The organism is Pseudomonas sp. NPDC096925 (genome assembly GCF_044762545.1).
In the GTDB taxonomy this organism is placed as follows: Bacteria; Pseudomonadota; Gammaproteobacteria; order Pseudomonadales; family Pseudomonadaceae; genus Aquipseudomonas.
Genome location: NZ_JBIWEM010000001.1, coordinates 686,737 through 711,367, shown reverse-complemented (window position 1 = coordinate 711,367; position 24,631 = coordinate 686,737). Strand labels below are relative to the sequence as shown.

The window sequence follows — 24,631 nt, the reverse complement described above, 5'->3', positions numbered from 1 at the left end:
CTCAGGCATGGAACCACTGCCTCAAAAGCCGCCGCGCTTCCTGCGACCCCTGCCCCGCCGCCAGCTCCAGCCAGTACCGCGCCTGCTCCGGCTCGCTGTGCTGGCAAAGCCGCGCATACTCCAGTTGCGCCCGCCGATCACCGGCGCGGGCGGCCTGACGCAGCAGTTCATGGCCAATACGCCGGTCACGGGCATTGCCGCAATCACGACACAACATCTGCCCCAGGCGGCTTTGCGCCACTACCACACCCTGGCGCGCCGGCTGCTTCAACAGGCGCCCGGCCAGGTGCTTGACCTGCGGCTTGTCACCCAGGCGCGGGTTGTCGAGCAGCCACAAGGCCACTTTGAGGGAGAAACGTTTGGGGGGAGGCGCAGGCGTCGATGCAGCGGGGCTGGCGAGGTGTTTACCGCGAAACTTCATGAGCAACAGGTTTGGCAACTCGAAAGGCGCGCCACTCTACCCTTTTTTCTGCGCCCTGGCCTTTCGATTTCCGGAGAATTGAAAAAAATTTCAACGATCTTTTCTTGACGTTTTCAAGTGGATGACCAACTGGTCTCTCCGAGCATGTCGATTGTCGGACAGTTCGCTGTATTGCTGGCACGCCCGTCCTAGAGCAAGCGCGTGGGACAATCCACAGTTCCTGTGGATAACTCGGTGGACAACCCCCTCCCATACCCCGCAAACCCCCGTAAATTGGGGCTTTCGGTCAAACTGACGATTTTTTCACCAGCTAAAAATAGTGTTTTTTTTCATTGACTTAACCGCCCAGTCAAGGCATTGGCGAGGCTGTCGCGGCGTGTTGCCGGGCAGTTACAAGCGCTGCCCGGAATGTGAACAAGTGCACCATAAGCCTTCACTTGAGTGCACAAAATCGGTACATCAGGCCGGTTGCGGGCCTTTTACCCCCTCTTCCCAGCAGTGCAAATACACGCCATACTGCTCGGCTCACCTGAACAAACATGAAAGGCTTGCCAAGCGCCTGTATTTTCGGTAAGGTGCCCCTCGTTAGTACCAAGCTGAAAGTCAATTCTGGCCTCAAGTGTCCTTGCAGACCCGCTCCCCCCAAGAGTGACGCTGCTGAAACCAGGACCGGCCTTTTCGATGATTCACTCGCCAGCCCTGCGCTGTTCAAGCACGAATCACGTGACAATTGATCAGGATCCCACACCGACGGCCTAGAACCTTGGCCACGGCGTGCTGCCTGCCCTCTGAAGTACCTACCAGTCAGCCCATGCGCCCACTTTTGATTGCGCTCCCTCTGGCTGCCCTGTTCCAGTCAGGTTCGTTCGTCCCTTAATAAAGGCGTCACTGGAACGTTTCTATCATGCACGGATCATAACCCCGTGTTTAAAGCAGGAACCTCCAACAATATGCAAACTCATCATCAGATTCAGGCTGCCATTGGCACCCTCTCCCAGGCCTTCTCGCCGTTGAAGTGCCTTATCGTTGCCCCTCGCAAAGGCAGCTTCAGCTTCACCCTGGTAGACGAACACGGCGTCGCCTGCCACACCGAGCGCCTGTACCCCGAACAGTACAGCCGCAGTGAACCGCTGCAGGCGGTCATCGCCCGAACCCGCCAGTCGCTCACCGCGTGAGCGGCGAATACTGCGGTATTCAAGCGCTGAATCATTCCATCGCAAGCCTGCCTGAATGTTCCAGGCATAATTGCCTTAAGGCATATAGCCCGGTACGTCAGGCAGCAATTGATTTAAAAACAGCCCTTTACACCACGATTATCACACTAGACTTCAACTCGAGCGGTGCTTACCGCTTCCGGCGGGCCTGATCACTCACCAGCTGCCAAGCTCCAGCGCCCGTCCGGCCCTTACCTGCTCGAGGGCATCATGGGTATCGCGGCGAATGAATTGTGTCAGTATGTGATACGACCCACTCTGGTCTACCTGAACCGTCACTGCGCCAGCGCCGAAGCCTTGTTGCTGGGCATCGCCGCCAGCCAGTCGGCCCTGGGGTCGGCCTTGCACGACCGACGTGGGCATGGCCTGTACCGCATCGGCGAACACCGCCACCAGGCAATCTGGGACGACTACCTTGCCCGTGACCCCGACCTGGCCAGCCTGGTCCGCGGCCTGGCCAGCCAGCACGCCTTCCTCGGCGGCCCGCATCTGGAACTCACCGTCAACCTGCGCTATTCCACAGCCATTGCCTGGATGCTCGTCGAAGAGCAGGCCACGCCACTGCCTGCCGCCGACGACCTTCTCGCGCTGGCACGGATCTGGCGACAGATTTTCAACCCCCAAGGTCGCCTGCGCGACTTCACCCACGCCTGGCATACCTGCATAGACCAGAGATTGCCGCAGGCATCTTAAGACGTGTCCTACAAAGTACCCGGAAAAAAGGGAATTTTGGTCGGATTGTCCTACAAAACCGCTCTATCTCCTGCGATTGAGGCTATAGCGCGGCGCGTGAATTGTTGGTAGCTTTTCGCCCCGGAGATCCCAAGGAGTTCTAATAATGAAAAAAGTAATGCTCAAAGCCTCCCTCGGCGTTGCCGTTGCACTTGCTTCCAGCCAACTGCTCGCCGCAGGCTTCGCGCTGAACGAACAAAGCATCAGCGGCATGGGAACCGGTTTTGCGGGACGTTCGTCTTCTGCCGAAGATGCCAGTACGGTGTATGGCAACCCTGCAGGCATGTCGCGCCTGAAGCGCGAACAGGTCACCGTGGGTGGCGCAGCCGTCATTGCCAAGTCTGATATTTCGGGTCGTGGTAGCAATTTCGGGGGGGAAACCGATGGCGACATGGTCCCGGTCGTGGGCGTGCCCATGGGTTACTACGTCAAGCCGATCGATGATCATTGGAGCGTTGGTTTCGGTGTTTACGTGCCATACGGCCTGATCACCGACTACGGTAGCGGTGACGCAGCCCGCTACTGGGGCAAGAAGAGCAAGGTCGAGGTTGTCACCTTCCAACCAACCATCAGCTACGCCTTCAATGACAAGGTGTCGATCGGTTTTGGCCCGACCATCAACCGCATCAAGGGTGAGCTGGGCTCGAACCTGGCCAGCAAGGCGCTGCTGGGCCCCACCGGCCCTGATGGCGAAATCAAGATCAAGGGCGACGACACCGCGATCGGTTACAACATCGGCGTTCTCGTACAAGCTACAGACCGTACCCGTCTGGGTCTGACCTATCACTCGATGGTCGACTACAAGCTTGAAGGCGATACCCGTGTTTCCTACCCGATTCCCCAGCTTGGTCTGAACGGCAAGTTCGACGCCAGCCTGAAAATCAAGACGCCGGAGTCGGTGGACTTCTCGGTCACCCATGAACTGGATGACCACTGGACGCTCTATGCCGGTAGCACCTGGACACGCTGGAGCCGCCTGGAGAGCATCGTTGTCAAGAACGAAGCACCAGCGGGTTACCCACTGCAGACCATCACCGAAGAGCAGAACTGGCATGACACCTGGGCACACGCCATTGGTGCGGCCTACAAGGTGAACAAGGAATGGACCCTGCGTGCAGGCTTCTCCGTCGACCAATCGCCGACCAACAACCACGATCGTTCGCCGCGCATTCCTACCGGCGATCGTAAGGCAGTCAGCTTTGGTGCCGGTTGGAGCCCGAACGATGACATGACCATCGATGTTGCCTACTCGTACCTGTGGGAAGAGGATACCAAGGTCAACAATGTGTCCGGTTCGCCGACACAACAGGCGTTGAAAGGCACCTATCAGGCCAAGTATGAGAACAGTGCTCACGGTATCGGTGCATCCCTTACCTACCGCTTCTGATTCGTACGCGTTACATGAAAAACCGCCCTCGTGGCGGTTTTTTCATGCCTGCATCTGCCAACTGTCGCCCAGGCATTCGCGCAGGTAGTCCATGAACACACGCACTTTAGTGGTCATGGCGAAGCGGTCGGCCAGGCACAGGTAGATATCCATCGGTTCGGTCTGGGCATAGGCCTGGCCGCTATCGCTGTATTCGAACAACGGTACCAGCGCCCCGGCGGCCAGATACGGCCGCACGATGAATTCGGCCAAGCGGGTGATGCCGCCATCGTGCAGTGCCATCTGGGTCAGGGCATCGATGTCGTCGCTGATCAGGACACTGCCGAACTCTGCCTCGAACCGCAGCCCGTCGCGCATGAACCCCCAACGCAGGAAGCGCCCATCCACCGGGTAGCGGAACACCAGGCAGCGGTGGTCACGCAAGGCCTCGGGCGTGGCCGGCACGCCGGCGTCTTGCAGGTAACCGGGCGAGGCACAGCAAATGAACGGGATACGGGCGATGTGCCGGGCCAGCAACTGGTCTTCCAGTTGTGGGGCAATGCGCAGGCTCACATCCACATCTTCCCGCGCATGGTTGACTCGGCGATCAGTCGTTACCAACTCTATCGAAAGCAGGGGGTAGCGGGCACTGAATGCGGGTATCAAGGGTGCCAGGACGTGGCGACCGAAGGCGGACGTCGAGGCAATGCACAGCCGCCCCTGGGGTTCGCTGTCGGGGGTGGTGACGGCCTGTTCGGCCAGGGCCAGGTCGCGCTCGATGTGCCTGACGCGTTGGTAGTACTGGGTACCGGCGGGCGTCAGCGCCATACTGCGTGTGGTGCGGCTGAGGAGGCGAACCTGCAAGTGGCCTTCCAGGCGTGCCAGGTTCTGGCTAACCGCGGCCGGGCTCAGGCCCAGGTTGCGGGCGCCGGCGGCGATACTGCCGGCTTCGACCACCTTGATGAAGCAGCGAATGGCATTGAGCAGGTCCATGCTGAGCCCCTGGATTCGTAAGAATCTCTTTATAAAGAACTCAATACGACTGGTCTACAGGTGCTGCCCGGTGCGTTGCTAACCTGCGCCTCTACTCATCTTTCAGGAGTTCGCATGAGCAACCTGCCCCAGGCACGCAGCCGACGCAAATTGCACCCGGGCGCCACGCCCTACGTTTTTGCCTTCTACATGTCGTCGATCATGGCACTGTTGATGTGTTTCGTGATCACTGCAGCGAATGCGGGGGTCAACCCCGAATACCTCGGCAACGTGCTGAAGGCGTACCAGTTGGCAATGCCTGTGGCGTTCGTTTGTGTGTTGATGGTCAGGCCGGTGGTGGTGCGGTTGGTGGCGATCACGGTGCATGCAAAGTGAAATAACCCGAACCCCGGCCACGTTATCTGCTTTTGACTTTGATCTTGATCTTGATCTTGATCTTGATCTTGATCTTGATCTTGATCTTGATCTTGATCTTCGCGACTTCAGGAGGCCGAACGCAGGCCTTGCGGAGGGAGGTGACGGGCATGGATGCCCGTCAAGCGCTGGGCCCCAGGATGGGGCCTGCAGCGCGGTCCTCCCGGGAGCAAGGCCGGAGTGAGGGAACCCCGGAGCGCAGCGCAGGGGCCGGATGATGGGAGCGCAGCGTTTTTTGGTTACTTTTTGTCGCGTTTGACAAAAAGTGACTCGCCGTAAGGGCGAAAAGGTGAGTAAGCGTCGCCATCGTAAATGGACTATGCGCGAGATCAAAACCAGCACTTTTCCGCTCTTCGCTCTTCGCTCTTCGCTCTTCGCTCTTCGCTTTCAAGCGTGGGCATCAACAACGGGGTCAACATTCATTTTCGAAGGTGGCGCTTATTCACCCTTCCGCCCTTACGGCGGGTCACTTTTTGTCAAACGCGACAAAAAGTAACCAAAAAACGCTGGCTCCTATCATCCGGCCCCTCCGCTGCGCTACGGGGTCCCCTCGCTACGGGCTTGCTCCCGGGAGTACGCGCTGCAGGCCCCATCCATGGGGCCTCAGCGCTTGACGGGCATCCATGCCCGTCACCTCCCTCCGCAAGCCCTTCGCTCGGCCTCCTGAAGTCGCAATCGGCGGCGCCTGAACTATCGCGCGCTTAGAAGCAAGAGCAAGAGCAAGAGCAGCCAGTTATGGCTGCGAGGCAATAGCCTTTTCGATGGCAGCCCGGAACGCAGGATCATCCGGCTTGGTCAGGCTGGAGAAGTTACCGATCACCTTGCCCTTGCGGTCCACCACGTACTTGTAGAAGTTCCACTTCGGCGCACTGCTCTGGCTGGCCAGTTCAGCGAACAGCGGTATCGCATCCGTGCCCCGCACCGGCTGCGTCTTGGTCATGGTGAACGTGACACCGTAGTTGGCATAGCAGACCTTGGCGGTCTTCTCGCTGTCCGCATCTTCCTGCTTGAAGTCGTTGGATGGCACGCCAAGCATTTCCAGGCCTTGTTGGTGATATTCCTTGTACGTCGCCTCCAACCCCTCGAACTGCGGCGCAAAACCGCAATAGCTGGCCGTGTTCACCACCACCAGCGGCTTGCCGGCAAAGCGCTCGCACAGGTCAACCTGCCCCTTGCCACGCAGCTCCGGCAGGCTGCCCTGCAACAACGCCGGGCAATCAGCAGCCCAGCTCGATGCGCTGGCAAGCAGGGCCAGCACCGGCACCGTCAACCAATGTGCACGCATGACTCGTTTCTCCCGCAAGACAATCCTCGAACTTGCAGGGTAGCGCCTAACAAACACTCATGCCCAGCTGCATCAACGCCATCCCGCCCTTGTGCCAGCCCCACCACACCAGCGCCAGCAGTAACAAGGCGGCGCCGGCCAGTAGCCCCCTAGCCAGGTAGCGGTTCATGCGGCCTGGGCCTGCAGGCGGGCGACCGGGCGTTCGCGCACGGGCCAGCTGAGGGCGGCGGCCAGCAGGCTGAGCAAGATGGAAATCTGCCAGACCAGGTCGTAGCTGCCGGTGCGGTCGTACACCACCCCACCCAACCAGCCACCCAGGAAGGCGCCCAGTTGGTGGAACAGGAAGACGATGCCGCCAAGCATGGACAGGTTGCGCACGCCGAACACCGTGGCCACGGTGCCGTTGGTCAGCGGCACCGTGGACAGCCACAGCAGACCCATGGCAATGCCGAACAGGTAAGCACTGAATTCAGTCACCGGCGCCCAGAGGAACAGCACGATCACTACCGCACGCAGCAGGTATAGCCCGGTCAGCAGGCGCGGCTTGGACATGCGCCCACCCAGCCAGCCGGCGGTGAAAGTACCGACGATATTGAACAGGCCCACCAGCGCCAGCACCGTGGTACCGGTGGTCGCGGCCAGGTGCTGGTCGACCAGGTAGGCCGGCAGGTGCACGCCAATGAACACCACCTGGAAGCCACAAACGAAGAAGCCCAGCGCCAGCAACCAGAAGCCGGAGTGCGAGCACGCCTCGCGCAGGGCCTGGCCCAAGGTCTGTTCGGCGCCATGACTGGGCAACGGGCGATCGCGCAACAGGCCGACGAAAGGCACGATCAGCGCCACCAACAGGCCCAACACCAGCAACGCGGCGGACCAGCCCAGCCACTGGATCAGGCCGAGGGTGCCCGGCAACATGGCGAACTGGCCGAAAGAACCGGCAGCGCTGGCAATGCCCATGGCCATGCTGCGCTTCTCCGCCGGTACGGCGCGCCCGACCACGCCAAGGATGACCGAGAACGAGGTACCGGACAGGCCGATGCCGATCAGCAAGCCGGCGCTCAGCGACAACGACCAGGCCGAGTCGGCCATGCCCATCAGCACCAACCCGGCCGCATAGAGAATACCCCCAATGATCACCACCCGCGCCGCGCCCAGGCGGTCGGCCAGGGCGCCAGCGAACGGTTGCGCCAGCCCCCAGATCAGGTTCTGCAAGGCAATGGCGAAGGCGAACACCTCACGCCCCCAGCCAAAATCGGCGCTCATTGGCGCCAGGAACAGGCCGAAGCCGTGCCGCACACCCAAGGATAGCGCCAGGATCAACGCTGCTCCCACCAATACCCACCCGCTGGTTCGCCACACCGAAGTCATTGTTATCTCCAGCACATCGCAAGGTTTTTACGGGTACATACCCGCTTATAGTCGTATCAATTCAAGCCAGTTGATCCAGCAAGCGCACCAGTTCATCCCGCTGCCCTGCCCCCAGCCGTTCCACCAGATCGGCCTGGGCCTGTTCCCAGGCCGGATGGGCAGCGCGCAGCAGTTGCGTACCGGCCTCGGTCAGCAGCACCACGCGGTTGCGCTGGTCGTCGCCATCGGCCAAGGCCACCAGCCCTTCAGCCTCCAGCACCCGCAGGTTGCGGCCCAGGGTACTGCGCTCCAGGCCCATGGCCTCTGCCAAGGTGGTGATACTGGGGCGGTCGAGCCGCTGCAGATGACGCAATAGGGAAAACTGGGCGACATTGACCCCAAAGCCGGCAAGGGCTTCGTCGTAATGCCGGCTCACCCCACGGGCGGCACGACGCAGATGGGTACAGATGCATTCACTGGTCAGCATGGATACGTGTATATACCCGCATCATGTGTGTTGCAAGAGATTTCATGATTACCGACGCCCCTCAGCCCTAAAGTCTGTCAGATTGCGTTGACGGGACTCTGTGGGAGCTGGCTTGCCGGCGATGTGCCGCAAAGCGGCCCCCAATGACTTAGCTGGCAGGCACTACCCTCTGCCTGGGTTCAAGCGCCTGAGAATCGGCTCGAACTCCACCGTAGCCTTGCGCGCCAGCGGGTCTGGAGCGCCCTGCTCGATGGCCTGCCAATAGCGCCACGGCACCTTGGCCGAGCCCAGCTCGTAGTCCATACCGTCCCAGTTATCTTCACGGAAGCTGTAAAAGGCCCAATGCAACCGGTGGCGATCCAGCACACTGAGCACGTCTTCCAGGTATTGCCGGCAGCCCGGCAACCTGCGCATGCAGCCGAACTCACCCACCACCAGCCGCGAGCGGGGCACCTTCATGGCCTCGGCCCAGTCCAGCGGTTGGTGCAGGTACTGCGCCACACGCTGGCCATCCCACTGCTGCGTTTGCCCCGCGAACGGTGCCGGGCCGGGATAGGCGATGGGTTGCTTGCGCGTCATGTTCGGTGCACTGGTCACCAGATAGGGCTCGTACATGTGCACGCTGTACAGCACCCGCTGGTCTTCCACAGGTGCCGGCCAGTAACCGAAGGCGTCGGCGGCGGCGAACCAGCCGGCATCGAGCATGACCGGCGTGTTCGCATCCTCCTCGCGAATGGCCACTATCAACTGCCGATACAGGGCGGGCAGGTCACGCGCAGTGCCCTGCTGCCGTGCATACCACTGCTGCATTTGCCCAGGGTCGGCATGCTCGGCCAGGCCACCTTGCTTCTCCGGCGCGGGCTCGTTGACCAGGTTGTAGGCGGCAATGGCCGGGTGACCTTTCAGCTCACGGGCCAGATCCCGCCAGAAGGCCGCAGCCTGCAACCAGTAGCGTTTGTCTTGCCAGAGGCGGTCGTCGAACTGGCCCTGGTTGTTTTGCGACCAGCGCATGCCGGGTAGCGAAAGCGGTGCTATGACCACCTTGAGGCCGGCCTGATGGGCACGGTCGAGGGTGGCTCGCAGCGTGGCCAGGTCGGCGGCAGGCAGGCCTTGGTAGGCATCGGCATCGCCGAGGAGGAAGTCGCGTTCTGCCGGCTGCCATTTGTCGTAGGACAGCCGCACCCAGGTCGCGCCATAGCCGCTCAGGGCGTCGAAATAGGCTTGCTCGGGTGGCAGCCGGTTGAAGCTGTTGCCGCCGTGGCGTGGGGTGTTCCAGAAATCCATGAGATCGGCTGCCAGGGCTGCAGGCCCCATGGCCACCAACAACGCGGCGAGAATGACATGACGCATGGTGCGAACACTCCTCGACAGTTAGCGAAGGGGCAAGCATACGCCAGTGACAAAATGCCGGCTCTTGCTGAGTTTTTCAGGAATTTGCCAGCACGTTAGGCTCAGAAACCCCTTACAGGAACATCCTGCTTGCGCTCCTACAGGGCCAGCGTCCTGAGCAAAGGCTCAGAGGCCCAACGCCAACCCCAGCATCACGGTCAGTTCGAGCAACTCCAGCATTGCACCAGCGGTATCGCCGGTAGTCCCGCCCAGGCGCCGGCACATCAATTGCCGCAACCAGGCAAACACCGCCAATGCCAGCACCACGATCCATCCACCCAGGACCAGGCAGAAGAGCGCACAGCCCAGCAGCACCCATCCGGCCGCAGGCCGAGGCAGGTGCTCGGCCAGCGCCTGCCCCAAACCGCCCTGTCGCACATAAGGCGTGCTCAGGAACAGCCCGAGCATCGCCGCCCGCCCGATCAGCGGTGCCAGCAGCAACTGCATGCCAATGCCCTGCTCGACCAGCACCCACAAGGCGCAGAACTTCAGCAACAGCACCAGCACCAGGGTGACCACGGCAATCGGCCCGCTACGCGGGTCTTTCATGATCTGCAAAGTGCGTTCGCGGTCACCAAAACCGCCCAGCCAGGCGTCAGCACTGTCCGCCAGGCCATCCAGGTGCAAGGCGCCACTGAGCAACACCCACAACGTCAGCAGCAGGGCCGCGTGCAGCGGCGCCGGCGTGCCCTGCAGGAAATGGCTGGCCAGCCACAGCAGCAAGCCGAACAACAACCCGACCAACGGGTACCAGAGCAGCGAACGCCCCACCTCACGTGGCGCCGGCATGCCCGGGAGGCTCACCGGCAGGCTGCTGAGAAACTGCAAGGCAATCCACAACGGCAACATCTCAGCGCCCCTCCACCCACTGGCCGTCATCACCCGGCACCAGTCGCATCAGCGCAGCGTGGCCAACTTCGACCTGCAGCAACTGCGCCCTCGGCAGGCCACGAGCACGGGCCAGCAACAGCCGCATCACGCCGCCATGGGTGACCAGCAGCACACGCTTGCCAGCATGCTGACGGCTCAGGCGCTCGACAGCCGCCAGCACACGTTCGGCGAACGCCTCGACCGGCTCGCCATTGGGCGGCGTAAACGCATAAGGGTCCGCCCAGAAGCGCCCCAGCGCGTCCGCCTGGTCTTCCATGATCTGCGCCGCACTACGGCCCTCCCAGTCGCCAAAATGCAGCTCCTGCAACGCCGCTTCGCGCTGTACGGGCAGGTTAAGGCGCTCGCCCAGTTCCTCGGCAAAACGTGCACAGCGCTGCAACGGCGAACTGACCAGCACCTCCCACGGGCCGGCCTCGGCCACGGCGTCACGCATCTGCGCCCAGCCTTTGTCGGTCAGGGCATCATCAAGGCTGCCACGCAGGCCGCCCTGCTCCGTTTCACCATGGCGCAGCAGGTCGAGGATCATGCCGGGCGGTCCGCCACCGCCGCCTCGGCGAAGGTCGCCATCTGCCCGTGCAGCGCACAGGCCAGGCGCAACAGCGGCACGGCCAGGGCAGCCCCACTGCCCTCGCCCAGGCGCAGGCCCAGGGCCAGCAACGGCTCGGCCTGCAACGTGTCGAGCACGGCTTTGTGCCCAGGCTCTGCACCTTGGTGGGCGAACAGCAGCCAGGCCCGGCACTGCGGGTTGAGGCGCACCGCCAGCAGCGCGGCGACGCTGCAGATGAAGCCGTCCACCAGCACTGCGATACCCGCCTGCGCGCAGCCCATGTAGGCACCGGCCAAGGCCGCGATCTCGAAACCACCGACACAGCCCAGCGCCTGCAAGGGATCGTTGGCGCTGAGGCCATGCAGGCTCAGCGCGCGCTCGATAACCTCGGCCTTGTGCCGCACCCCGGCGTGGTCCAGGCCGGTACCCGGGCCACTCGATTCAGCCGGCGGGCAGCCCAGCAGGACACTGGCCAGGGCGGCGGCTGCCGTGGTGTTGCCAATCCCCATCTCGCCACCGATGAACAGCTGCGCGCCCTGTTCGGCGGCGCGCAGGGCACTATCGCGACCGGCCTGCAGGGCGGCCTGCAGCTGGCCTTCGGTCATCGCTGGCTGGCGGGCAAAGTTGGCGGTACCGGCGCCCAGGCGCAGATGACGCACGCCAGGCAGCTCCAGGTGCGGGTCGATGGTGCCCAGGTCGACGACCTCCAGGCTGGCCTGCAGCTGGCGCGCCAGCACGCTGATCGCCGCGCCACCGCCGACGAAGTTGCGCAGCATCTGCCCGGTCACCGCTTGCGGGTAGGCCGAGATGCCTTCCTCGACCACACCGTGGTCACCGGCAAAAATGCTGATTGCAGCGTGATCCAGCGTTGGCCGCTCACGCCCCTGCAGCCCGGCCAGCTGAATGGCCAGGCCTTCCAGCTGGCCGAGCGAACCGGCAGGTTTGGTCAGCTGCTGCTGACGGGCGCGGGCCTGGTCCATGGCGGCGTTGTCGAGGGGTTGGCAGGGGCTTTGCCACCAGGGTTGGGTCATGGTCATGGGCCTGTCTGGGTTGGGTAATGGGAGTTATCAGGGCGTGTTGGGGCTGGCAGTTGCTTGGCAGGAGACCTTCTGCGCGCTTGAGACCGAGCGCCGCCCGCGCGGCGCTTCGCGGGGCAAGCCCGCTCCCACATCTGTTTCGGGCCAATTACTCCTGTACCAGATGGGTTGCAGCCTTGGTGCATGGCTAAGGATTGATGAAGAGCAGTCGCGCCTCGCCCTCGATATCGAATGGAACAAACAAGGCAGACAGAGGTAGCTTCACAGGAGAGACTGGCCCGAAACAGATGTGGGAGCGGGCTTGCCCCGCGAAGCGCCGCGCGGGCGGCGCTCGATCTTCCAGGCACCACATAACCCAAGGCAGACACCTGCACGCCCCAATACAATCTTGAACTAGCCCCCACCCTCACAACGCAGGCCCTTTCAACATCAAGGGCAACCCTGCCACGGTCAGCACCACGCGCTGACAGCGTTCGGCCACAGCCTGGTGCAGCCAGCCGGCCAGGTCGACATAGCGCCGGGTCAGCTCGCCCATGGGCACGACGCCCAGGCCGGTTTCGTTACTGACCAGGATGACCGTGCCCGGCAACTGTTCCAGGCAGGCCAGCAGCGCATCACGCTCCTCGGCCAGGCGCTGGTCGTCTTCGAGCATCAGCAGGTTGGTCAGCCACAGGGTCAGGCAATCCACCAGCAGGCAGCACCCTTCGGCCGCTTCGGCGCGCAATACCGCGGCCAGTGCCAGGGGTTCTTCGATCAATCCCCAGTCATCGGGGCGACGCTGGCGGTGCAGCAGCACCCGTTCGTTCATTTCACCATCCAGCGGCTGGCTGGTGGCGATGTAGGTCACCGGCAGGCCACTGGCGCTGGCCAGCTGTTCGGCCAGCCGGCTCTTGCCCGAGCGGGCGCCGCCGAGGATCAGGTTGCGCATGTCAGGCCACCCCACAGAGCTGGCGCAGGCGCGCGGTGTCCAGGTACTTTTCCACCAGGTCGGCCAGGCGCTCGATGTCGCGTTCGCGCAGGGCCTCGTAATCAATGACCTGCACCTCCTCCAGGCCAGCCCAGCGCAGCAACGCCGCGCACGACTGGCTGCCTTCGAACAGGCCGTGCAGGTAGGTGGCAAGTATCTGGCCATCGGCACTGACAGCACCATCGCAACGGCCATCGGCAAGTTGCACGGCAGGCTGCTCCAGGGCTGGCCCCGTGGTGACGCCGGCATGAATTTCGTAACCGGCAATCGGTACTGCTTCGAGGTTCAGGGTGCCGGCAACGTTGCGCAGTTGCTTCTCGGCTTCGAGCACCGTGGCGTAATCGAACAGGCCAAGCCCCGGGCTGGAGCCTGCGGCCCCTTCAAGACCAAGCGGGTCATGCACTTCGCGGCCCAGCATCTGCAGGCCACCGCAGATGCCGATCAGCTTGCCGCCATAACGCAGGTGCCGGTCAATGGCCTGGTCCCAACCGCGCTCACGCAGTTGTGCCAGGTCGCCGCGCACACTCTTGGAGCCCGGCAGGATGATCAGGTCGGCAGCCGGAATCGCCTGGCCCGGGCCGATGAACTGCAGGTCCACCTGCGGGTGCAGGCGCAGTGGGTCGAAGTCGGTGTGGTTGCTGATGCGCGGCAGCACCGGGACGATCACCTTGAGCACGCGCTCGGCCTTTGCCCCTTGGCGCGCGTCAATGCCGTCTTCGGCTTCCAGATGCAGATCGGTGACATATGGCAGCACGCCCAGCACCGGCTTGCCGGTGCGCTGCTCCAGCCAGTCCAGCCCCGGCTGCAGCAAGGCGATGTCGCCGCGAAAGCGGTTGATGACAAAGCCCTTTACCCGCGCCTGCTCACTGGGTGACAGCAGCTCCAGCGTGCCCACGAGGTGGGCGAACACGCCACCGCGATTGATGTCGGCGACCAGAATCACCGGGCAATCCACCGCTTCGGCAAAGCCCATGTTGGCGATGTCACCGGCACGCAGGTTGATCTCCGCCGGCGACCCCGCGCCTTCGACCATGACCACCGGCCAGGCAGCGCTCAGGCGCTGATGCGAAGCCAGCACCGCCTGCATGGCGATAGCCTTGTAGTTGTGGTAGGCCACTGCGTTCATGCTGGTGACGGCACGGCCATGGATGATCACCTGGGCGCCGGTGTCGCTGTTGGGCTTGAGCAGCACCGGGTTCATGTCGGTGTGTGGTTCCAGCCGGCAGGCCTGGGCCTGCACCGCCTGGGCCCGGCCGATTTCACCGCCGTCAGCGGTCACCGCGCTGTTCAGCGCCATGTTCTGCGGCTTGAACGGGACCACGCCGACACCCTGGCGCAACAGCCAGCGGCACAGCGCGGTCACCAGTGTGCTCTTGCCCGCATCGGAGGTGGTGCCTTGCACCATGAGAGTGGTCATGCCATTTCCTTTTGATAGGCTGCCAGAGCCTGGGCCAGGCGCTGTTCGTCCGCCGCACAGGCCGGCAGCCCAAGGCGTAGCGCCGGCGGCTGCTCGAACAGGCGCACCAGGATGCCGCGGCGAGCGAGAAAGTCATGCAGTTGCGCAGCATGCTCGCTGCGCACGTACTGGAACAGGTCGCAACCGCCGCTGGACGCCAAGCCAGCGCTGCGCAACAGCATAGCCAGCCGCTGGCTGGCGGCAGCACAGCGTTCGACCTGCACACGCTGGGCGGCGTGGTCGGCCAGGCTGGCCTGGGCCAGCACCCGGGTCGGGCCATTGACGGTCCACGGGCCAAGCAACTCGGCCAGGCGCAGCAGCAGGCTGCGTTCGGCGGCAACGAACCCCAGGCGTACGCCGGCCAGGCCGAAGAACTTGCCGAACGAGCGCAGCACGATCAGCCCCGGGCGCTCGGCACAATCAACCACGCCATCCGCCGGGGTGTTGTCCATGAACGCTTCGTCGACCAGCAGCCAGCCACCACGGGCGGCCAGGCGTGCGTGCCAATCCAGCAGGCGTTCTCGCGGCACCCGGCGGCCGGTGGGGTTGTTGGGGTTGACCAGCACCAGCACGTCGAGGCTGTCGAGCGTCGCCTCGACCTGCGCTTCGTCCAGCTCCAGCAACTGGTGCCCCGCCCGTTGCCAGGCGTATGGGTGCTCGGCATAGCACGGCGTCAGCACCCCAACCCGGCCGGCTGCGCGCAACAGCGGCAAAGCCTGGATCGCAGCCTGGGAACCGGCCACCGGCAGCAATTGGCGGGCGCCGTAATACGCGCGCGCGGCGTCCTCCAGGCCATCCTCCGTCTCCGGCAGGCGAGCCCAGGCCTCCATGGGAATCGGTGGGATCGGGAAAGGCCATGGCGCAATGCCGCTGGACAGATCGAGCCACTGCTCACGGGCGATGCCGTATTGCCGTACCGCCCGCAGCAGGCGGCCTCCGTGTTCAAGCATTGATATAGGCCCCCAGGCAGATCACCAGCAGCCACAGCCACACGCCGCGCTGCACTAGGCTCCAGCCACGCTCGATGGCGTCGGCGTCGGCCATGGGCCCGTCACCCAGGCGTGGCCGCTCATGCAGTTCGCCGTGGTACACCGCCGGGCCACCGAGCTCCACCCCCAACGCGCCAGCACCGGCGGCCATCACCGGCCCGGCATTGGGGCTGTCCCACAGTGGGCCCTGCTTGCGCCAGCAGGCCAGGGCCAGGCGGGTCTTGCCCAGCAGCGCGTAGGTCAATGCCACCAGCCTGGCGGGAATATAGTTGAGCACATCGTCGACGCGCGCCGCGCACCAGCCGAAGCGTTCGAAGCGTTCGTTGCGGTAGCCCCACATGGCATCCAGGGTATTGCTCAGGCGGTACAGCACCACGCCCGGCGCACCGGCCAGCACGAACCAGAACAGCGCGGCGAACACCGCGTCGCTGCCGTTCTCCAGCACCGATTCGGTGGCCGCCCGGGCCACGGCGGGCTCGTCCAGTTCGCGGGTTTCGCGGCTGACCAGGTAGCCCACACGGCGCCGCGCTTCCTGCAGGTCGCCCTGGCGCAAGGCACTGGCCACCGGTAACACGTGTTCGCCCAGGCTGCGCAGCCCGACGGCGCAGTACAGTGCCAGCACGTCGACCAGCCAGCCGATGTACGGCAGCCAGGACAGGATCAGCACCACCAAAGTAAGCGGCACCACGGCCAGGAACCACGCGCTCACCCCGTGGCTGCGCCAGCCGCGCCCACCGGCATTCAGGCGGCGCTCGAGGTTACTGGCCATGTTGCCGAAGGCCACTAGCGGGTGGCGCCGCTGCGGTTCGCCCAACAGAGCATCCAGGGCCACGCCGGCCACGGTCAGCAAGGCCACGCTCATTGGCGTTCTCCCCATTGGTTCTCAAAGAGCATTTCACTCAAGGGCCGTTCCTCAGCCCAGTTTTCCAGCACCAGCATCGGTGCCGGGTAGAACTCGGTCACCGGCCCCAGGCACAGTACCGCGACCGGCTTGGCCCCGGCCGGCATGCCCAGCAGCGCTGCCAGCGCCTGCGGGTCGAACAGCGACACCCAGCCCATGCCAAGGCCTTCGCCACGGGCTGCCAGCCACAGGTTCTGGATGGCGCAGGCCAGCGAGGCCAGGTCCATTTCCGGCAGGGTGCGGCGGCCGAAGATATGCGGCTCGCGGTTGTCCATCAGGGCGGCCACCAGCAGTTCGGCGCAGTCGTTGATACCCTCCACCTTCAGTTTCATGAAGGCGTCGGAGCGCTCGCCCAAGGCTTCGGCGGTACGCACCCGTTCTGCTTCCACCAGGGCCTGGATACGGGCGCGCAGGTCGCGTTGGGTGATGCGGATGAAGCGCCAGGGCTGCATCAGCCCGACACTTGGCGCCTGGTGCGCGGCGGCCAGCAGGCGGCCCAGCAGTTCCGGGGCCACCTCGCCACCGGCGAAATGGCGCATGTCACGGCGTTCGCCGATGGCCCGGTAGATCGCGGCGCGCTCGGCGTCGCTGTAGGCGTGTTCACTCATGGTCGCAACAGCGCCGCCGCCGCATCCGGGTTGGAGGGGAAGTAGAAGTGCACGTAGGAAGCCGTCAACCGCCCCAGGCGGTACACCGCTTCGTTGCCGCGACCACCGTTGGGGCTCAGGCCACGGGCGATCGGTTCCAGTGCGGTACTGGTCAGTGAATGGTGATAGGTGTGACCGCGCAGGATGCCTTCCGGCATTTCCACCGCCTGCAGCGCCAGGGCCGCCAGGCGCTTCTGCATGGTCGCTTCACCCGGCAGCAGGCCGAGCAGCTCGGCACGCTCGCCGGCTACGTCAGTCAGGGCATCGAGCAGGTACAGCATGCCGCCGCATTCGGCCAGCAACGGTTTGCCTTGGGCGTGATGGGCGCGGATCGCTTCGCTCATCGGCGCGTTGGCGGCCAGGGCGTGGTGGTGCAGCTCGGGATAACCGCCCGGCAGGTACAGGCTGTCCACTGCCGGCAATTCGTGGTCATGCAGCGGCGAGAAGAACTCAAGCTGTGCGCCCAGGTTGCGCAGCAGGTCGAGGTTGGCGCCATAGGTGAAGGCAAACGCCTCGTCCCGCGCCACGCCGATGCGCACACCGGTCAACGACGCAGCACTGGCTTGCGGATCGGGTTCGGCAAAGGTCACTGGCGGCGGCAAGGCAGCATCGCAACTGGCACCCAGCGCCTCGGCAGCGGCGTCCAGACGGGCGTCCAGGTCGTTCAGCTCGCTGGCCTGGACCAGCCCCAGGTGGCGGCTGGGCAACTCGATACCGCGCTCACGGGACAAACCGCCATACCAGCGCAGGCCTTCGGTCAGGCTGCCTTCCAGCAGTTGTGCGTGGCGCAGGCTGCCTACCCGGTTGGCCAGCACACCGGCAAACGGCAGGTCCGCCTGGTAGCGTGCCAGGCCCAAGGCCAGGGCGCCGAAGGTCTGGGCCATGGCCGTGCCGTCGATTACCGCCAGCACCGGCACGCCGAAGTGACGCGCCAGGTCGGCGCTGGACGGCGTGCCGTCGAACAGCCCCATCACCCCTTCGATCAGGATCAGGTCGGCCTCACCGGCTGCTTCCCACAGCAGGCGGCGGCTTTCCTCGGCGCCGATCATCCACAGGTCGAGCTGGTACACCGGCGCGCCGCTGGCCCGCTCAAGAATCATCGGGTCGAGAAAGTCAGGCCCGCACTTGAACACCCGCACCTTGCGCCCGAGGTTGCGGTGCAGCCGGGCCAGGGCGGCGGTGACGGTGGTCTTGCCCTGGCCAGAGGCCGGTGCCGCGATCAGGACGGCGGGGCAGTGGCGCGGCTGGCTCACAGTTCGACGCCCTTCTGTGCACGGATGCCGGCCTGGAAGGCGTGCTTGAGCATGCCCATCTCGGTCACGGTGTCGGCCAGTTCGATCATCTCGGGTTTCGCGGCACGGCCAGTGACGATCACATGCTGCATCGGTGGGCGGGCCTGGATGTCGGACAGCACCTGGTCAAGGTCGAGGTAGCCATGCTTGAGGGCGATGTTCAGTTCGTCGAGCACCACGAACTGCACGCTCGGGTCTTGCAGCAACTGGCGCGACACGGCCCAGGCCGCTTCGGCGGCGGCGATGTCGCGCTGGCGGTCCTGGGTTTCCCAGGTAAAGCCCTCGCCCATCACGTGGTAGCTCACCTGCTCGGGGAAGCGGCGGAAGAACAGCTCTTCGCCGGTGCTGTTGCGGCCTTTGATGAACTGCACCACACCGCACTGCATGCCATGGCCCAGGGCGCGCGCGAGCATACCGAAGGCCGAGCTGCTCTTGCCCTTGCCATTGCCGGTCAGCACCAGCAGCAGGCCGCACTCGTTGGGGGAATTGGCGATGCGTTCGTCGATGATCGCCTTCTTGCGCTGCATGCGCGCCAGGTGGCGTTCGTCGCGTTCGGTGGATTCGCTCATCAGGGTTCTCCGCTGGCTGGCGCCACGGCAACGCGAGGCGACAGGTAATAGGCGGGCAGACGGAGAACGCGCAGGGGCCGTGGCCGTAGGCCACGGTGCACCGCGCATCACCCTCCGTGATGCCGTTGGCAGTATCAGGCCGGTCTCCGGGCTTGTGAGCGGGCCTGGGCCCAGGCCTGCGCGCCTTCCCGGGTGCTGGCACCCAGTGGCCCTGCGCGGCCGCGACTCACCTACCGTTGCGGGGGCAGCGCCGGAATCGCGCCATGCTGGCACCCACCGGCTTCCCAGTTTCACCCTGCCCAGACGGGGCTGGCAGGGCACCTGAAACACGCGCGAAGGTTAGAGGGTTGCACCGGGAGCGTCAATCGAAGCGGGCCGCTTTGCAGCCGAACAGTCACCGCCCGGGTAATGGCCAATTCACCCGGTTGTGCCACACTGGATACAGTGATATCACATAGCCATCACTTTCAGCTGAACGCGATCACAACGACAACAGGAGAGCGCAGCATGCGAGGCCAGATCATCAACAACCCGCGCCTGGAGTTTCTTGCCCCGGTGCTGGAGCGCTGGGGCGACTGCATAGACCGCTTCAACCAGTTTGCCGGCGATGCCGAAGCACCGTACTGGCATGGGGCAGCCGCCAATACCGGGTTGCTTGCCGCGGCGGCCTGGCAGGCCGAGCTGGCGGCACTGCAGCAGTTTGCCGGCAAGAAGCAGCGCGATGAAGGTGAATACGAAGGGCGCTGCGACCTGTTGCTCAGCAGTGCCGGTGAAGCGCTATACCTCAGTGCCAGCCAGCGCTGGCCGAAAATCGCCCGGCTGGACATGGCCGACGCCCTGCAGCAGACCGCTGCCCTCGCCCGCCAGGTGGCCTACCCCAGCCAGTTGAAGGCCGGAGCGCTGTTCATCAGCCCGTGGAAGGCCGGCCAGCACGCCAGTCCCGAGGAACTGCAGGACCTGGTCGACGATCTGCAGAAACATACCGCCTGTGCCATCGCCTGGTACTTCCCGTATGCCTACCGCAAGTTGCACAACGAGCTGGGGCAGTATTTCCCGGGGGTGGCGTTGTTGCTCAAGCAGGCTTGAAGCAACTTCGGCTCGGGCCGGGGCCGGAACGCGTTAGCAAGCGCGACGTGGTTTCTGTGGGAGCGGGCGTGCCCGCGAAGAATCCAACGCGGTGGCTGGCACCGGCTGCGCCGGTGTTCGCGGGCGCGCCCGCTCCCACAGAGCCCCTGCTAACCCTTTCAGTTATATGCGGCTCCATGAGAGCGCGGCCCATGCCGCGAATGGTCTGCGCGCCTTTCAGGCTTTAACGCATCATGCCGAGTTCGGCATCATCCAGCAGCGCTTTGCCCAAGGCGCAAAGGTAGTGCGCGGCCCAGATCAGCTTTGGCTTGTCTTCCATCAGGCCGTCGATGGTCAGGTCCCGTGCATAGCCGATCAATTCCGAGGCTTGTTCGCGGGCGTTCTGGCAGGAGATGCCGGGTTCGATGCGGAACAGGGGGTGGGTCTGGTTTTCACCTTGAAAGAATATGGTTTTGCCAACTGTGCATTTCGTGTCTTCGGTGGTCATTTAAGGCTCCTGTCGTAGTGAAGCGACCACCAACCGCGGCTAAACAGTATGGTGGCAGCTGTACGTGGGTTAGCCGACCGGGACGTCAGGCACCCGGCGCACCCGCAGGTGCCCCACGCACAGCCGCCATAAGGCGCCAATGCCGATTACTCGGTATTGCTCAGCTGCGATGTCTGACGATTTCGGGCGGCTAACCCGGTCATTGAAGGTCAACGACATGCCGAGACTAGAGACCGCATTTGGCGCGCGCAACGGAGAATAGGTGTTGAGAGTATCTTTGGGAAACGGCCTACAAGAAAGGTGTTAAATCTGATTCTTGGTCTCGCCCCCACGCCACCTTTGCAACAGCAGCGGCGCATCTCACTGGCACATTGAGCCACCACCAGACCTGCTTGCTCTTGCTCTTGCACTTGCTCTTGCTCTTGCTCTTGCTCTTGCTCTTGCTCTTGCTCTTGCTCTTGCTCTTGATCTTGATCTTGATCTTGATCTTGATCTTGATCTTGATCTTGATCTTGATCTTGATCTTGATCTTGATCTTGATCTTGATCTTCGCGACTTCAGGAGGCCGAGCAGAGGTCTTGCGGAGGGAGGTGACGGGCATGGATGCCCGTCAAGCGCTGAGGCCTCATGGATGGGGCCTGCAGCGCGTACTCCCGGGAGCAAGACCGGCGCGAGGGAACCCCGGAGCGCAGCGTAGGGGCCGGATGATGGGAGCGCAGCGTTTTTTGGTTACTTTTTGTCGCGTTTGACAAAAAGTGACTCGCCGTAAGGGCGAAAAGGTGAGTAAGCGTCGCCATCGTAAATGGACTATGCGCGAGATCAAAACCAGCACTTTTCCGCTCTTCGCTCTTCGCTCTTCGCTCTTCGCTCTTCGCTCTTCGCTTTCAAGCGTGGGCATCAACAACAGGGTCAACATTCATTTTCGAAGGTGGCGCTTATTCACCCTTCCGCCCTTACGGCGGGTCACTTTTTGTCAAACGCGACAAAAAGTAACCAAAAAACGCTGGCTCCTATCATCCGGCCCCTCCGCTGCGCTACGGGGTCCCCTCGCTACGGGCTTGCTCCCGGGAGTACGCGCCGCAGGCCCCATCCATGGGGCCTCAGCGCTTGACGGGCATCCATGCCCGTCACCTCCCTCCGCAAGCCCTTCGCTCGGCCTCCTGAAGTCGCAATCGGCGGCGCCTGAACTATCGCGCGCTTAGAAGCAAAAGCAAAAGCAAAAGCAAAAGCTACGACAGTTGGATGGCTGCCGGGAACCTGGCGAATATCGCCGACCTCTCAGTTCCATAGGCCCTGTTAGGAGGACACCGCCCATGAAACACCTGATGCCTTGGTTATTGGCCGCCAGCCTGACTGCCTGCGGCGAAACCGCGCGGCTGGATGTACTCGATGGCAGTGGCCCAACCCCCCAGTTGCCTGCTCCGGTCAAGACTACCCTCCCCACCGTGAATATCGCTCCAGCAGTGGGCTGGCCCAAGGACGTCAAGCCCGAAGCAGCACCAGGCACCCAGGTGAAAGCGTTCGCCAGCGGGCTCGACCACCCTCGCTGGCTATACCTGCTGCCCAACGGCGACGTGCTGGTAGCCGAAACCAATGCCCCGCCCAAGCCCGAAGATGGCAAGGGCCTGCGCGGTTGGGTGATGAAGAAGGTGATGAAGCGGGCAGGTGCAGGCGTGCCCAGCGCCAACCGGATCACCCTGCTGCGTGACGCCGACCACGACGGCGTGGCTGAAATCCGCACGACCTTCATCGAAGAGCTCAACTCACCGTTCGGCATGGCCCTCGTCGGCAAGGACCTCTTTGTCGCCAACACAGACAGGCTGCTGCGCTTTCACTACGAGCCCGGAGCCTTGCAAATTCGCAATGAAGGCCAGCCGGTGGTCGAGTTGCCCGGCGGACCGCTCAACCACCACTGGACCAAGAACGTGATCGCCAGCCCCGATGGCAAGAAGCTTTTCGTGACGGTCGGCTCCAACAGCAACGTCGGCGAAAACGGCCTGGACAAGGAACAGGGGCGCGCCGCGATCTGGGAAGTGGACCCCACCAGCGGCCAGCACCGCCTGTTCGCCACAGGCCTGCGCAACCCTAACGGCCTGGCCTGGGAGCCAAACAGCGGTGCATTGTGGACCGCAGTCAACGAGCGTGACGAGATCGGCAGCGATCTGGTACCCGACTACATCACCTCCGTGAAGGACGGCGGTTTCTATGGCTGGCCCTACAGCTACTATGGCAGTCACGTGGATGAGCGCGTGCAACCACCAGCGCCTGAAAAAGTGGCCCAGGCGCTGGTGCCCGACTATGCCGTGGGCCCACACACGGCATCGCTGGGGTTGGCATTCGCCGAACCGAATGGACTACCAGCGCCCTTCGACCAAGGGGCATTCGTGGGCCAGCACGGGTCGTGGAACCGCAAGCCACACAGTGGCTACAAGGTTATTTTCGTGCCGTTCGACCCGTCAGGAAAACCCTCGGGCAAGCCTGTGGACCTGCTTACCGGGTTTCTGGATGAGCATGGCAAGGCCAAGGGTCGCCCGGTCGGCGTAATCAACGATGGGCGTGGTGGCGTGCTGGTGGCCGATGATGTCGGTAATGTGGTCTGGCGAGTGAGCAAGGCGCCATGAGCCCGGCCAGCGCGCGCCCTGTGGGAGCGGGTTTACCCGCGAAGCGGACACCGCGGTGCATGGCACCGGCATTGCCGATGTTCGCGGCTGAAGCCGCTCCCACAGGAATATCCGTCAGGGGTTCTGCGCTAGATGCCCTTGCGGAATCACGCGCTTGGCCTGCAGGTAAGCCTTGGCCCAGTAGCTGTTGGACAGGTAGTCCAGGCGCACCGTGCCACCGCTGGAAGGGGCATGCACGAAGCGCCCTTCCCCGACATAAATGCCGGCGTGGCTGACCTGCGAGCCGCCACTGGTGGCGAAGAACACCAGGTCACCGGACTGCAGCGACTTGGCATCCACGGTCGGCGCGCGCATGACGATCATCTCCCGCGTCGAACGCGGCAGGCTTATGCCGGCAGCATCACGGTAGACGTACTTGATCAGGCCACTGCAATCGAAACCGGAGTCCGGGGTGTTGCCGCCCCAGCGATAAGGCGTGCCCACCAGGCCGATGGCTCGCATCAACACGTCATCGGCAATCGGTGAAGGGCTGGGCTGGCTATAGGTAACCTGCGGCTGTACCACAGGGGCCGGCGCAGGAGCACGGCTGGAACAGGCAGCCAGCAAGGCTGCCAAGGAGATAAATGCGAAGCGCGCCATCTTTACCATGGCCAGAACATCCTGTCTGAGACCGCTGGGCCGCAGCCGAAAAGAGTTGAGAAATTAGATTAGACGCTTTCTATAAATGCGCACGGCGGCGAGCTTTTTTCAAAGCATCGCCGCCGCGGCAGGATATATCATTTTGCTATCAGTTGCGCGCGATATTGGTGGTCGGCGCCATGGCCAAGGCGCGCTTGGCTTCGATGAAGGTCTTGCTCCAGTAACGGTCACCGAGGCTGTCGATGCGCACGCCACCGCTGCGGCGGCTGCTGGAGTGGATGAACTGGTTGTCACCCAGGTAGATGCCGGCATGGCTGACGCGGCCGCGGCCGTTGGTGCTGAAGAACAGCAGGTCACCTGGCTTGAGCTTGTTGCGGGCCACTTTCGGGGCATCGACGTTGATCATTTCACGCGTGGAGCGCGGCAGGGTCACACCCGCCTCTTCGCGGAACAGGTAGCCGATGAAGCCACTGCAGTCAAAGCCGGACTGCTCCGAGGTACCACCGAAGCGGTAGCGGGTGCCGATCAGCGACATGCCGCGCTCGAGAACGCTGTCAGCCAGAGCTGGCAGCTGGTAAGGCTTGCTGCTGGAGAAGGCCTCCAGGTCATCTTCGGTGGCCAGTTCTTCCGGCTCGCCGAATACCGACGAGGACGAGGCTTTGGCCTTGAACGCCGATTGTGCGGCGATGGGGTTGTGATCCTGAGGCTGCTGCTCTGAATGAGAAGCCGGGCCTTGGGCCGCGCAGCCAAAAAGCAGGGTCACGAGTGCGAGTGGCACGAGGGGTGCGAAGCGCTTCAGCATGGGCACGACCGTGTCTGTAATCCTTTAGAAGGGTGAAACTATGCCCTCTATC

The 24,631-nt window shown here is 63.5% G+C and carries 28 protein-coding genes and 1 riboswitch; of the genes, 6 read left to right on the top strand and 22 right to left on the bottom strand.

Annotated features, from left to right (window positions below):
- Position 1: 1 nt before the first annotated feature.
- Entirely contained in the window at positions 2 to 421 is a 420-nt protein-coding gene (locus ACIQYU_RS03540; RefSeq protein WP_063911568.1) for a tetratricopeptide repeat protein, read from the bottom strand.
- 950 nt (positions 422 to 1,371) lie between these two features.
- Here ACIQYU_RS03540 and ACIQYU_RS03535 point away from each other — a divergent pair.
- From ACIQYU_RS03535 to ACIQYU_RS03525, 3 genes are all read left to right on the top strand, one after another.
- Positions 1,372 to 1,596 (top strand): hypothetical protein, encoded by a 225-nt coding sequence (locus ACIQYU_RS03535; RefSeq protein WP_003257337.1) that lies wholly within the window; start codon positions 1,372 to 1,374, stop codon positions 1,594 to 1,596.
- A gap of 249 nt (positions 1,597 to 1,845) precedes the next feature.
- The gene (locus ACIQYU_RS03530; RefSeq protein ID WP_025338041.1) at positions 1,846 to 2,328 is read left to right on the top strand and encodes a hypothetical protein; all 483 of its coding nucleotides are present in this window, start codon (positions 1,846 to 1,848) and stop codon (positions 2,326 to 2,328) included.
- 145 nt (positions 2,329 to 2,473) lie between these two features.
- Complete coding sequence (locus tag ACIQYU_RS03525) at positions 2,474 to 3,754, top strand: OmpP1/FadL family transporter (RefSeq protein ID WP_207829260.1); 1,281 nt, start codon at positions 2,474 to 2,476, stop codon at positions 3,752 to 3,754.
- 42 nt (positions 3,755 to 3,796) lie between these two features.
- On the opposite strand, the gene ACIQYU_RS03520 is transcribed toward ACIQYU_RS03525, so the two are convergent.
- The gene (locus ACIQYU_RS03520) at positions 3,797 to 4,726 is read right to left on the bottom strand and encodes a LysR family transcriptional regulator (protein WP_207829269.1); all 930 of its coding nucleotides are present in this window, start codon (positions 4,724 to 4,726) and stop codon (positions 3,797 to 3,799) included.
- A gap of 114 nt (positions 4,727 to 4,840) precedes the next feature.
- Between ACIQYU_RS03520 and ACIQYU_RS03515 the strand changes: the two genes are divergently transcribed.
- Positions 4,841 to 5,101 (top strand): DUF2798 domain-containing protein, encoded by a 261-nt coding sequence (locus tag ACIQYU_RS03515; protein WP_207829272.1) that lies wholly within the window; start codon positions 4,841 to 4,843, stop codon positions 5,099 to 5,101.
- Positions 5,102 to 5,123: 22 nt separating this feature from the next.
- On the opposite strand, the gene ACIQYU_RS03510 is transcribed toward ACIQYU_RS03515, so the two are convergent.
- The 16 genes from ACIQYU_RS03510 to cobO all read right to left on the bottom strand — a co-directional run bounded on the left by ACIQYU_RS03510 (position 5,124) and on the right by cobO (position 18,944).
- Positions 5,124 to 5,252, bottom strand: coding sequence for a hypothetical protein (locus ACIQYU_RS03510; RefSeq protein ID WP_272493179.1), 129 nt, complete (start codon positions 5,250 to 5,252; stop codon positions 5,124 to 5,126).
- A gap of 621 nt (positions 5,253 to 5,873) precedes the next feature.
- Positions 5,874 to 6,425, bottom strand: coding sequence for a glutathione peroxidase (locus ACIQYU_RS03505; RefSeq protein WP_207829274.1), 552 nt, complete (start codon positions 6,423 to 6,425; stop codon positions 5,874 to 5,876).
- Positions 6,426 to 6,471: 46 nt separating this feature from the next.
- Positions 6,472 to 6,594: a hypothetical protein gene (locus ACIQYU_RS03500; RefSeq protein WP_267933606.1), complete on the bottom strand. Its 123-nt coding sequence runs from the start codon at positions 6,592 to 6,594 to the stop codon at positions 6,472 to 6,474.
- Positions 6,591 to 7,793: an MFS transporter gene (locus ACIQYU_RS03495; RefSeq protein WP_243434036.1), complete on the bottom strand. Its 1,203-nt coding sequence runs from the start codon at positions 7,791 to 7,793 to the stop codon at positions 6,591 to 6,593. Before ACIQYU_RS03495 ends, ACIQYU_RS03500 begins: the two co-directional genes overlap by 4 nt.
- Before the next feature lie 61 nt (positions 7,794 to 7,854).
- Complete coding sequence (locus ACIQYU_RS03490) at positions 7,855 to 8,259, bottom strand: MarR family winged helix-turn-helix transcriptional regulator (protein WP_207829276.1); 405 nt, start codon at positions 8,257 to 8,259, stop codon at positions 7,855 to 7,857.
- Positions 8,260 to 8,421: 162 nt separating this feature from the next.
- Positions 8,422 to 9,543, bottom strand: coding sequence for a glycoside hydrolase family 5 protein (locus tag ACIQYU_RS03485; protein WP_402798524.1), 1,122 nt, complete (start codon positions 9,541 to 9,543; stop codon positions 8,422 to 8,424).
- A 231-nt stretch (positions 9,544 to 9,774) separates the two neighbouring features.
- Entirely contained in the window at positions 9,775 to 10,497 is a 723-nt protein-coding gene (locus ACIQYU_RS03480; RefSeq protein WP_241106344.1) for an adenosylcobinamide-GDP ribazoletransferase, read from the bottom strand.
- Between the two features lies 1 nt (position 10,498).
- Positions 10,499 to 11,065 (bottom strand): histidine phosphatase family protein, encoded by a 567-nt coding sequence (locus ACIQYU_RS03475; RefSeq protein ID WP_207829281.1) that lies wholly within the window; start codon positions 11,063 to 11,065, stop codon positions 10,499 to 10,501.
- Positions 11,062 to 12,117, bottom strand: coding sequence for a nicotinate-nucleotide--dimethylbenzimidazole phosphoribosyltransferase (cobT, locus tag ACIQYU_RS03470; RefSeq protein ID WP_207829292.1), 1,056 nt, complete (start codon positions 12,115 to 12,117; stop codon positions 11,062 to 11,064). The genes ACIQYU_RS03475 and cobT overlap by 4 nt, the downstream gene beginning before the upstream one ends.
- 412 nt (positions 12,118 to 12,529) lie before the next feature.
- A complete protein-coding gene (cobU, locus tag ACIQYU_RS03465; RefSeq protein ID WP_402798276.1) occupies positions 12,530 to 13,051 on the bottom strand; it encodes a bifunctional adenosylcobinamide kinase/adenosylcobinamide-phosphate guanylyltransferase in 522 nt (173 codons plus the stop codon).
- Between the two features lies 1 nt (position 13,052).
- A complete protein-coding gene (locus ACIQYU_RS03460; RefSeq protein ID WP_343587869.1) occupies positions 13,053 to 14,507 on the bottom strand; it encodes a cobyric acid synthase in 1,455 nt (484 codons plus the stop codon).
- Positions 14,504 to 15,496, bottom strand: a complete 993-nt coding sequence (cobD, locus tag ACIQYU_RS03455; protein WP_402798274.1) for a threonine-phosphate decarboxylase CobD — start codon at positions 15,494 to 15,496, stop codon at positions 14,504 to 14,506. The genes ACIQYU_RS03460 and cobD overlap by 4 nt, the downstream gene beginning before the upstream one ends.
- Positions 15,489 to 16,397 carry an adenosylcobinamide-phosphate synthase CbiB gene (gene cbiB, locus ACIQYU_RS03450; protein WP_207829314.1) on the bottom strand — a complete coding sequence of 303 codons (909 nt, stop codon included), beginning with the start codon at positions 16,395 to 16,397 and terminating at the stop codon, positions 15,489 to 15,491. Before cbiB ends, cobD begins: the two co-directional genes overlap by 8 nt.
- A complete protein-coding gene (gene bluB, locus ACIQYU_RS03445; protein WP_085593449.1) occupies positions 16,394 to 17,044 on the bottom strand; it encodes a 5,6-dimethylbenzimidazole synthase in 651 nt (216 codons plus the stop codon). The genes cbiB and bluB overlap by 4 nt, the downstream gene beginning before the upstream one ends.
- A complete protein-coding gene (locus tag ACIQYU_RS03440; RefSeq protein ID WP_063911552.1) occupies positions 17,041 to 18,336 on the bottom strand; it encodes a cobyrinate a,c-diamide synthase in 1,296 nt (431 codons plus the stop codon). Before ACIQYU_RS03440 ends, bluB begins: the two co-directional genes overlap by 4 nt.
- Positions 18,333 to 18,944, bottom strand: coding sequence for a cob(I)yrinic acid a,c-diamide adenosyltransferase (gene cobO, locus ACIQYU_RS03435; protein ID WP_063911551.1), 612 nt, complete (start codon positions 18,942 to 18,944; stop codon positions 18,333 to 18,335). Before cobO ends, ACIQYU_RS03440 begins: the two co-directional genes overlap by 4 nt.
- Before the next feature lie 119 nt (positions 18,945 to 19,063).
- Positions 19,064 to 19,284, bottom strand: a riboswitch (cobalamin riboswitch).
- 167 nt (positions 19,285 to 19,451) lie between these two features.
- Between cobO and ACIQYU_RS03430 the strand changes: the two genes are divergently transcribed.
- Positions 19,452 to 20,030, top strand: coding sequence for a hypothetical protein (locus ACIQYU_RS03430; protein ID WP_063911550.1), 579 nt, complete (start codon positions 19,452 to 19,454; stop codon positions 20,028 to 20,030).
- Positions 20,031 to 20,253: 223 nt separating this feature from the next.
- Here ACIQYU_RS03430 and ACIQYU_RS03425 read toward each other — a convergent pair whose 3' ends face one another.
- Positions 20,254 to 20,517 carry a DUF3077 domain-containing protein gene (locus ACIQYU_RS03425; protein ID WP_112252663.1) on the bottom strand — a complete coding sequence of 88 codons (264 nt, stop codon included), beginning with the start codon at positions 20,515 to 20,517 and terminating at the stop codon, positions 20,254 to 20,256.
- Positions 20,518 to 20,806: 289 nt separating this feature from the next.
- Positions 20,807 to 21,118 (bottom strand): hypothetical protein, encoded by a 312-nt coding sequence (locus tag ACIQYU_RS03420; protein WP_402798269.1) that lies wholly within the window; start codon positions 21,116 to 21,118, stop codon positions 20,807 to 20,809.
- Between the two features lie 712 nt (positions 21,119 to 21,830).
- Between ACIQYU_RS03420 and ACIQYU_RS03415 the strand changes: the two genes are divergently transcribed.
- Positions 21,831 to 23,138 carry a sorbosone dehydrogenase family protein gene (locus tag ACIQYU_RS03415; protein ID WP_207829316.1) on the top strand — a complete coding sequence of 436 codons (1,308 nt, stop codon included), beginning with the start codon at positions 21,831 to 21,833 and terminating at the stop codon, positions 23,136 to 23,138.
- Between the two features lie 114 nt (positions 23,139 to 23,252).
- Here ACIQYU_RS03415 and ACIQYU_RS03410 read toward each other — a convergent pair whose 3' ends face one another.
- Together ACIQYU_RS03410 and ACIQYU_RS03405 are read right to left on the bottom strand one after the other, a co-directional pair.
- Entirely contained in the window at positions 23,253 to 23,786 is a 534-nt protein-coding gene (locus ACIQYU_RS03410) for a C40 family peptidase (RefSeq protein WP_207829325.1), read from the bottom strand.
- A 139-nt stretch (positions 23,787 to 23,925) separates the two neighbouring features.
- Complete coding sequence (locus ACIQYU_RS03405) at positions 23,926 to 24,579, bottom strand: C40 family peptidase (RefSeq protein WP_063911548.1); 654 nt, start codon at positions 24,577 to 24,579, stop codon at positions 23,926 to 23,928.
- Between the last annotated feature and the right edge of the window lie 52 nt (positions 24,580 to 24,631).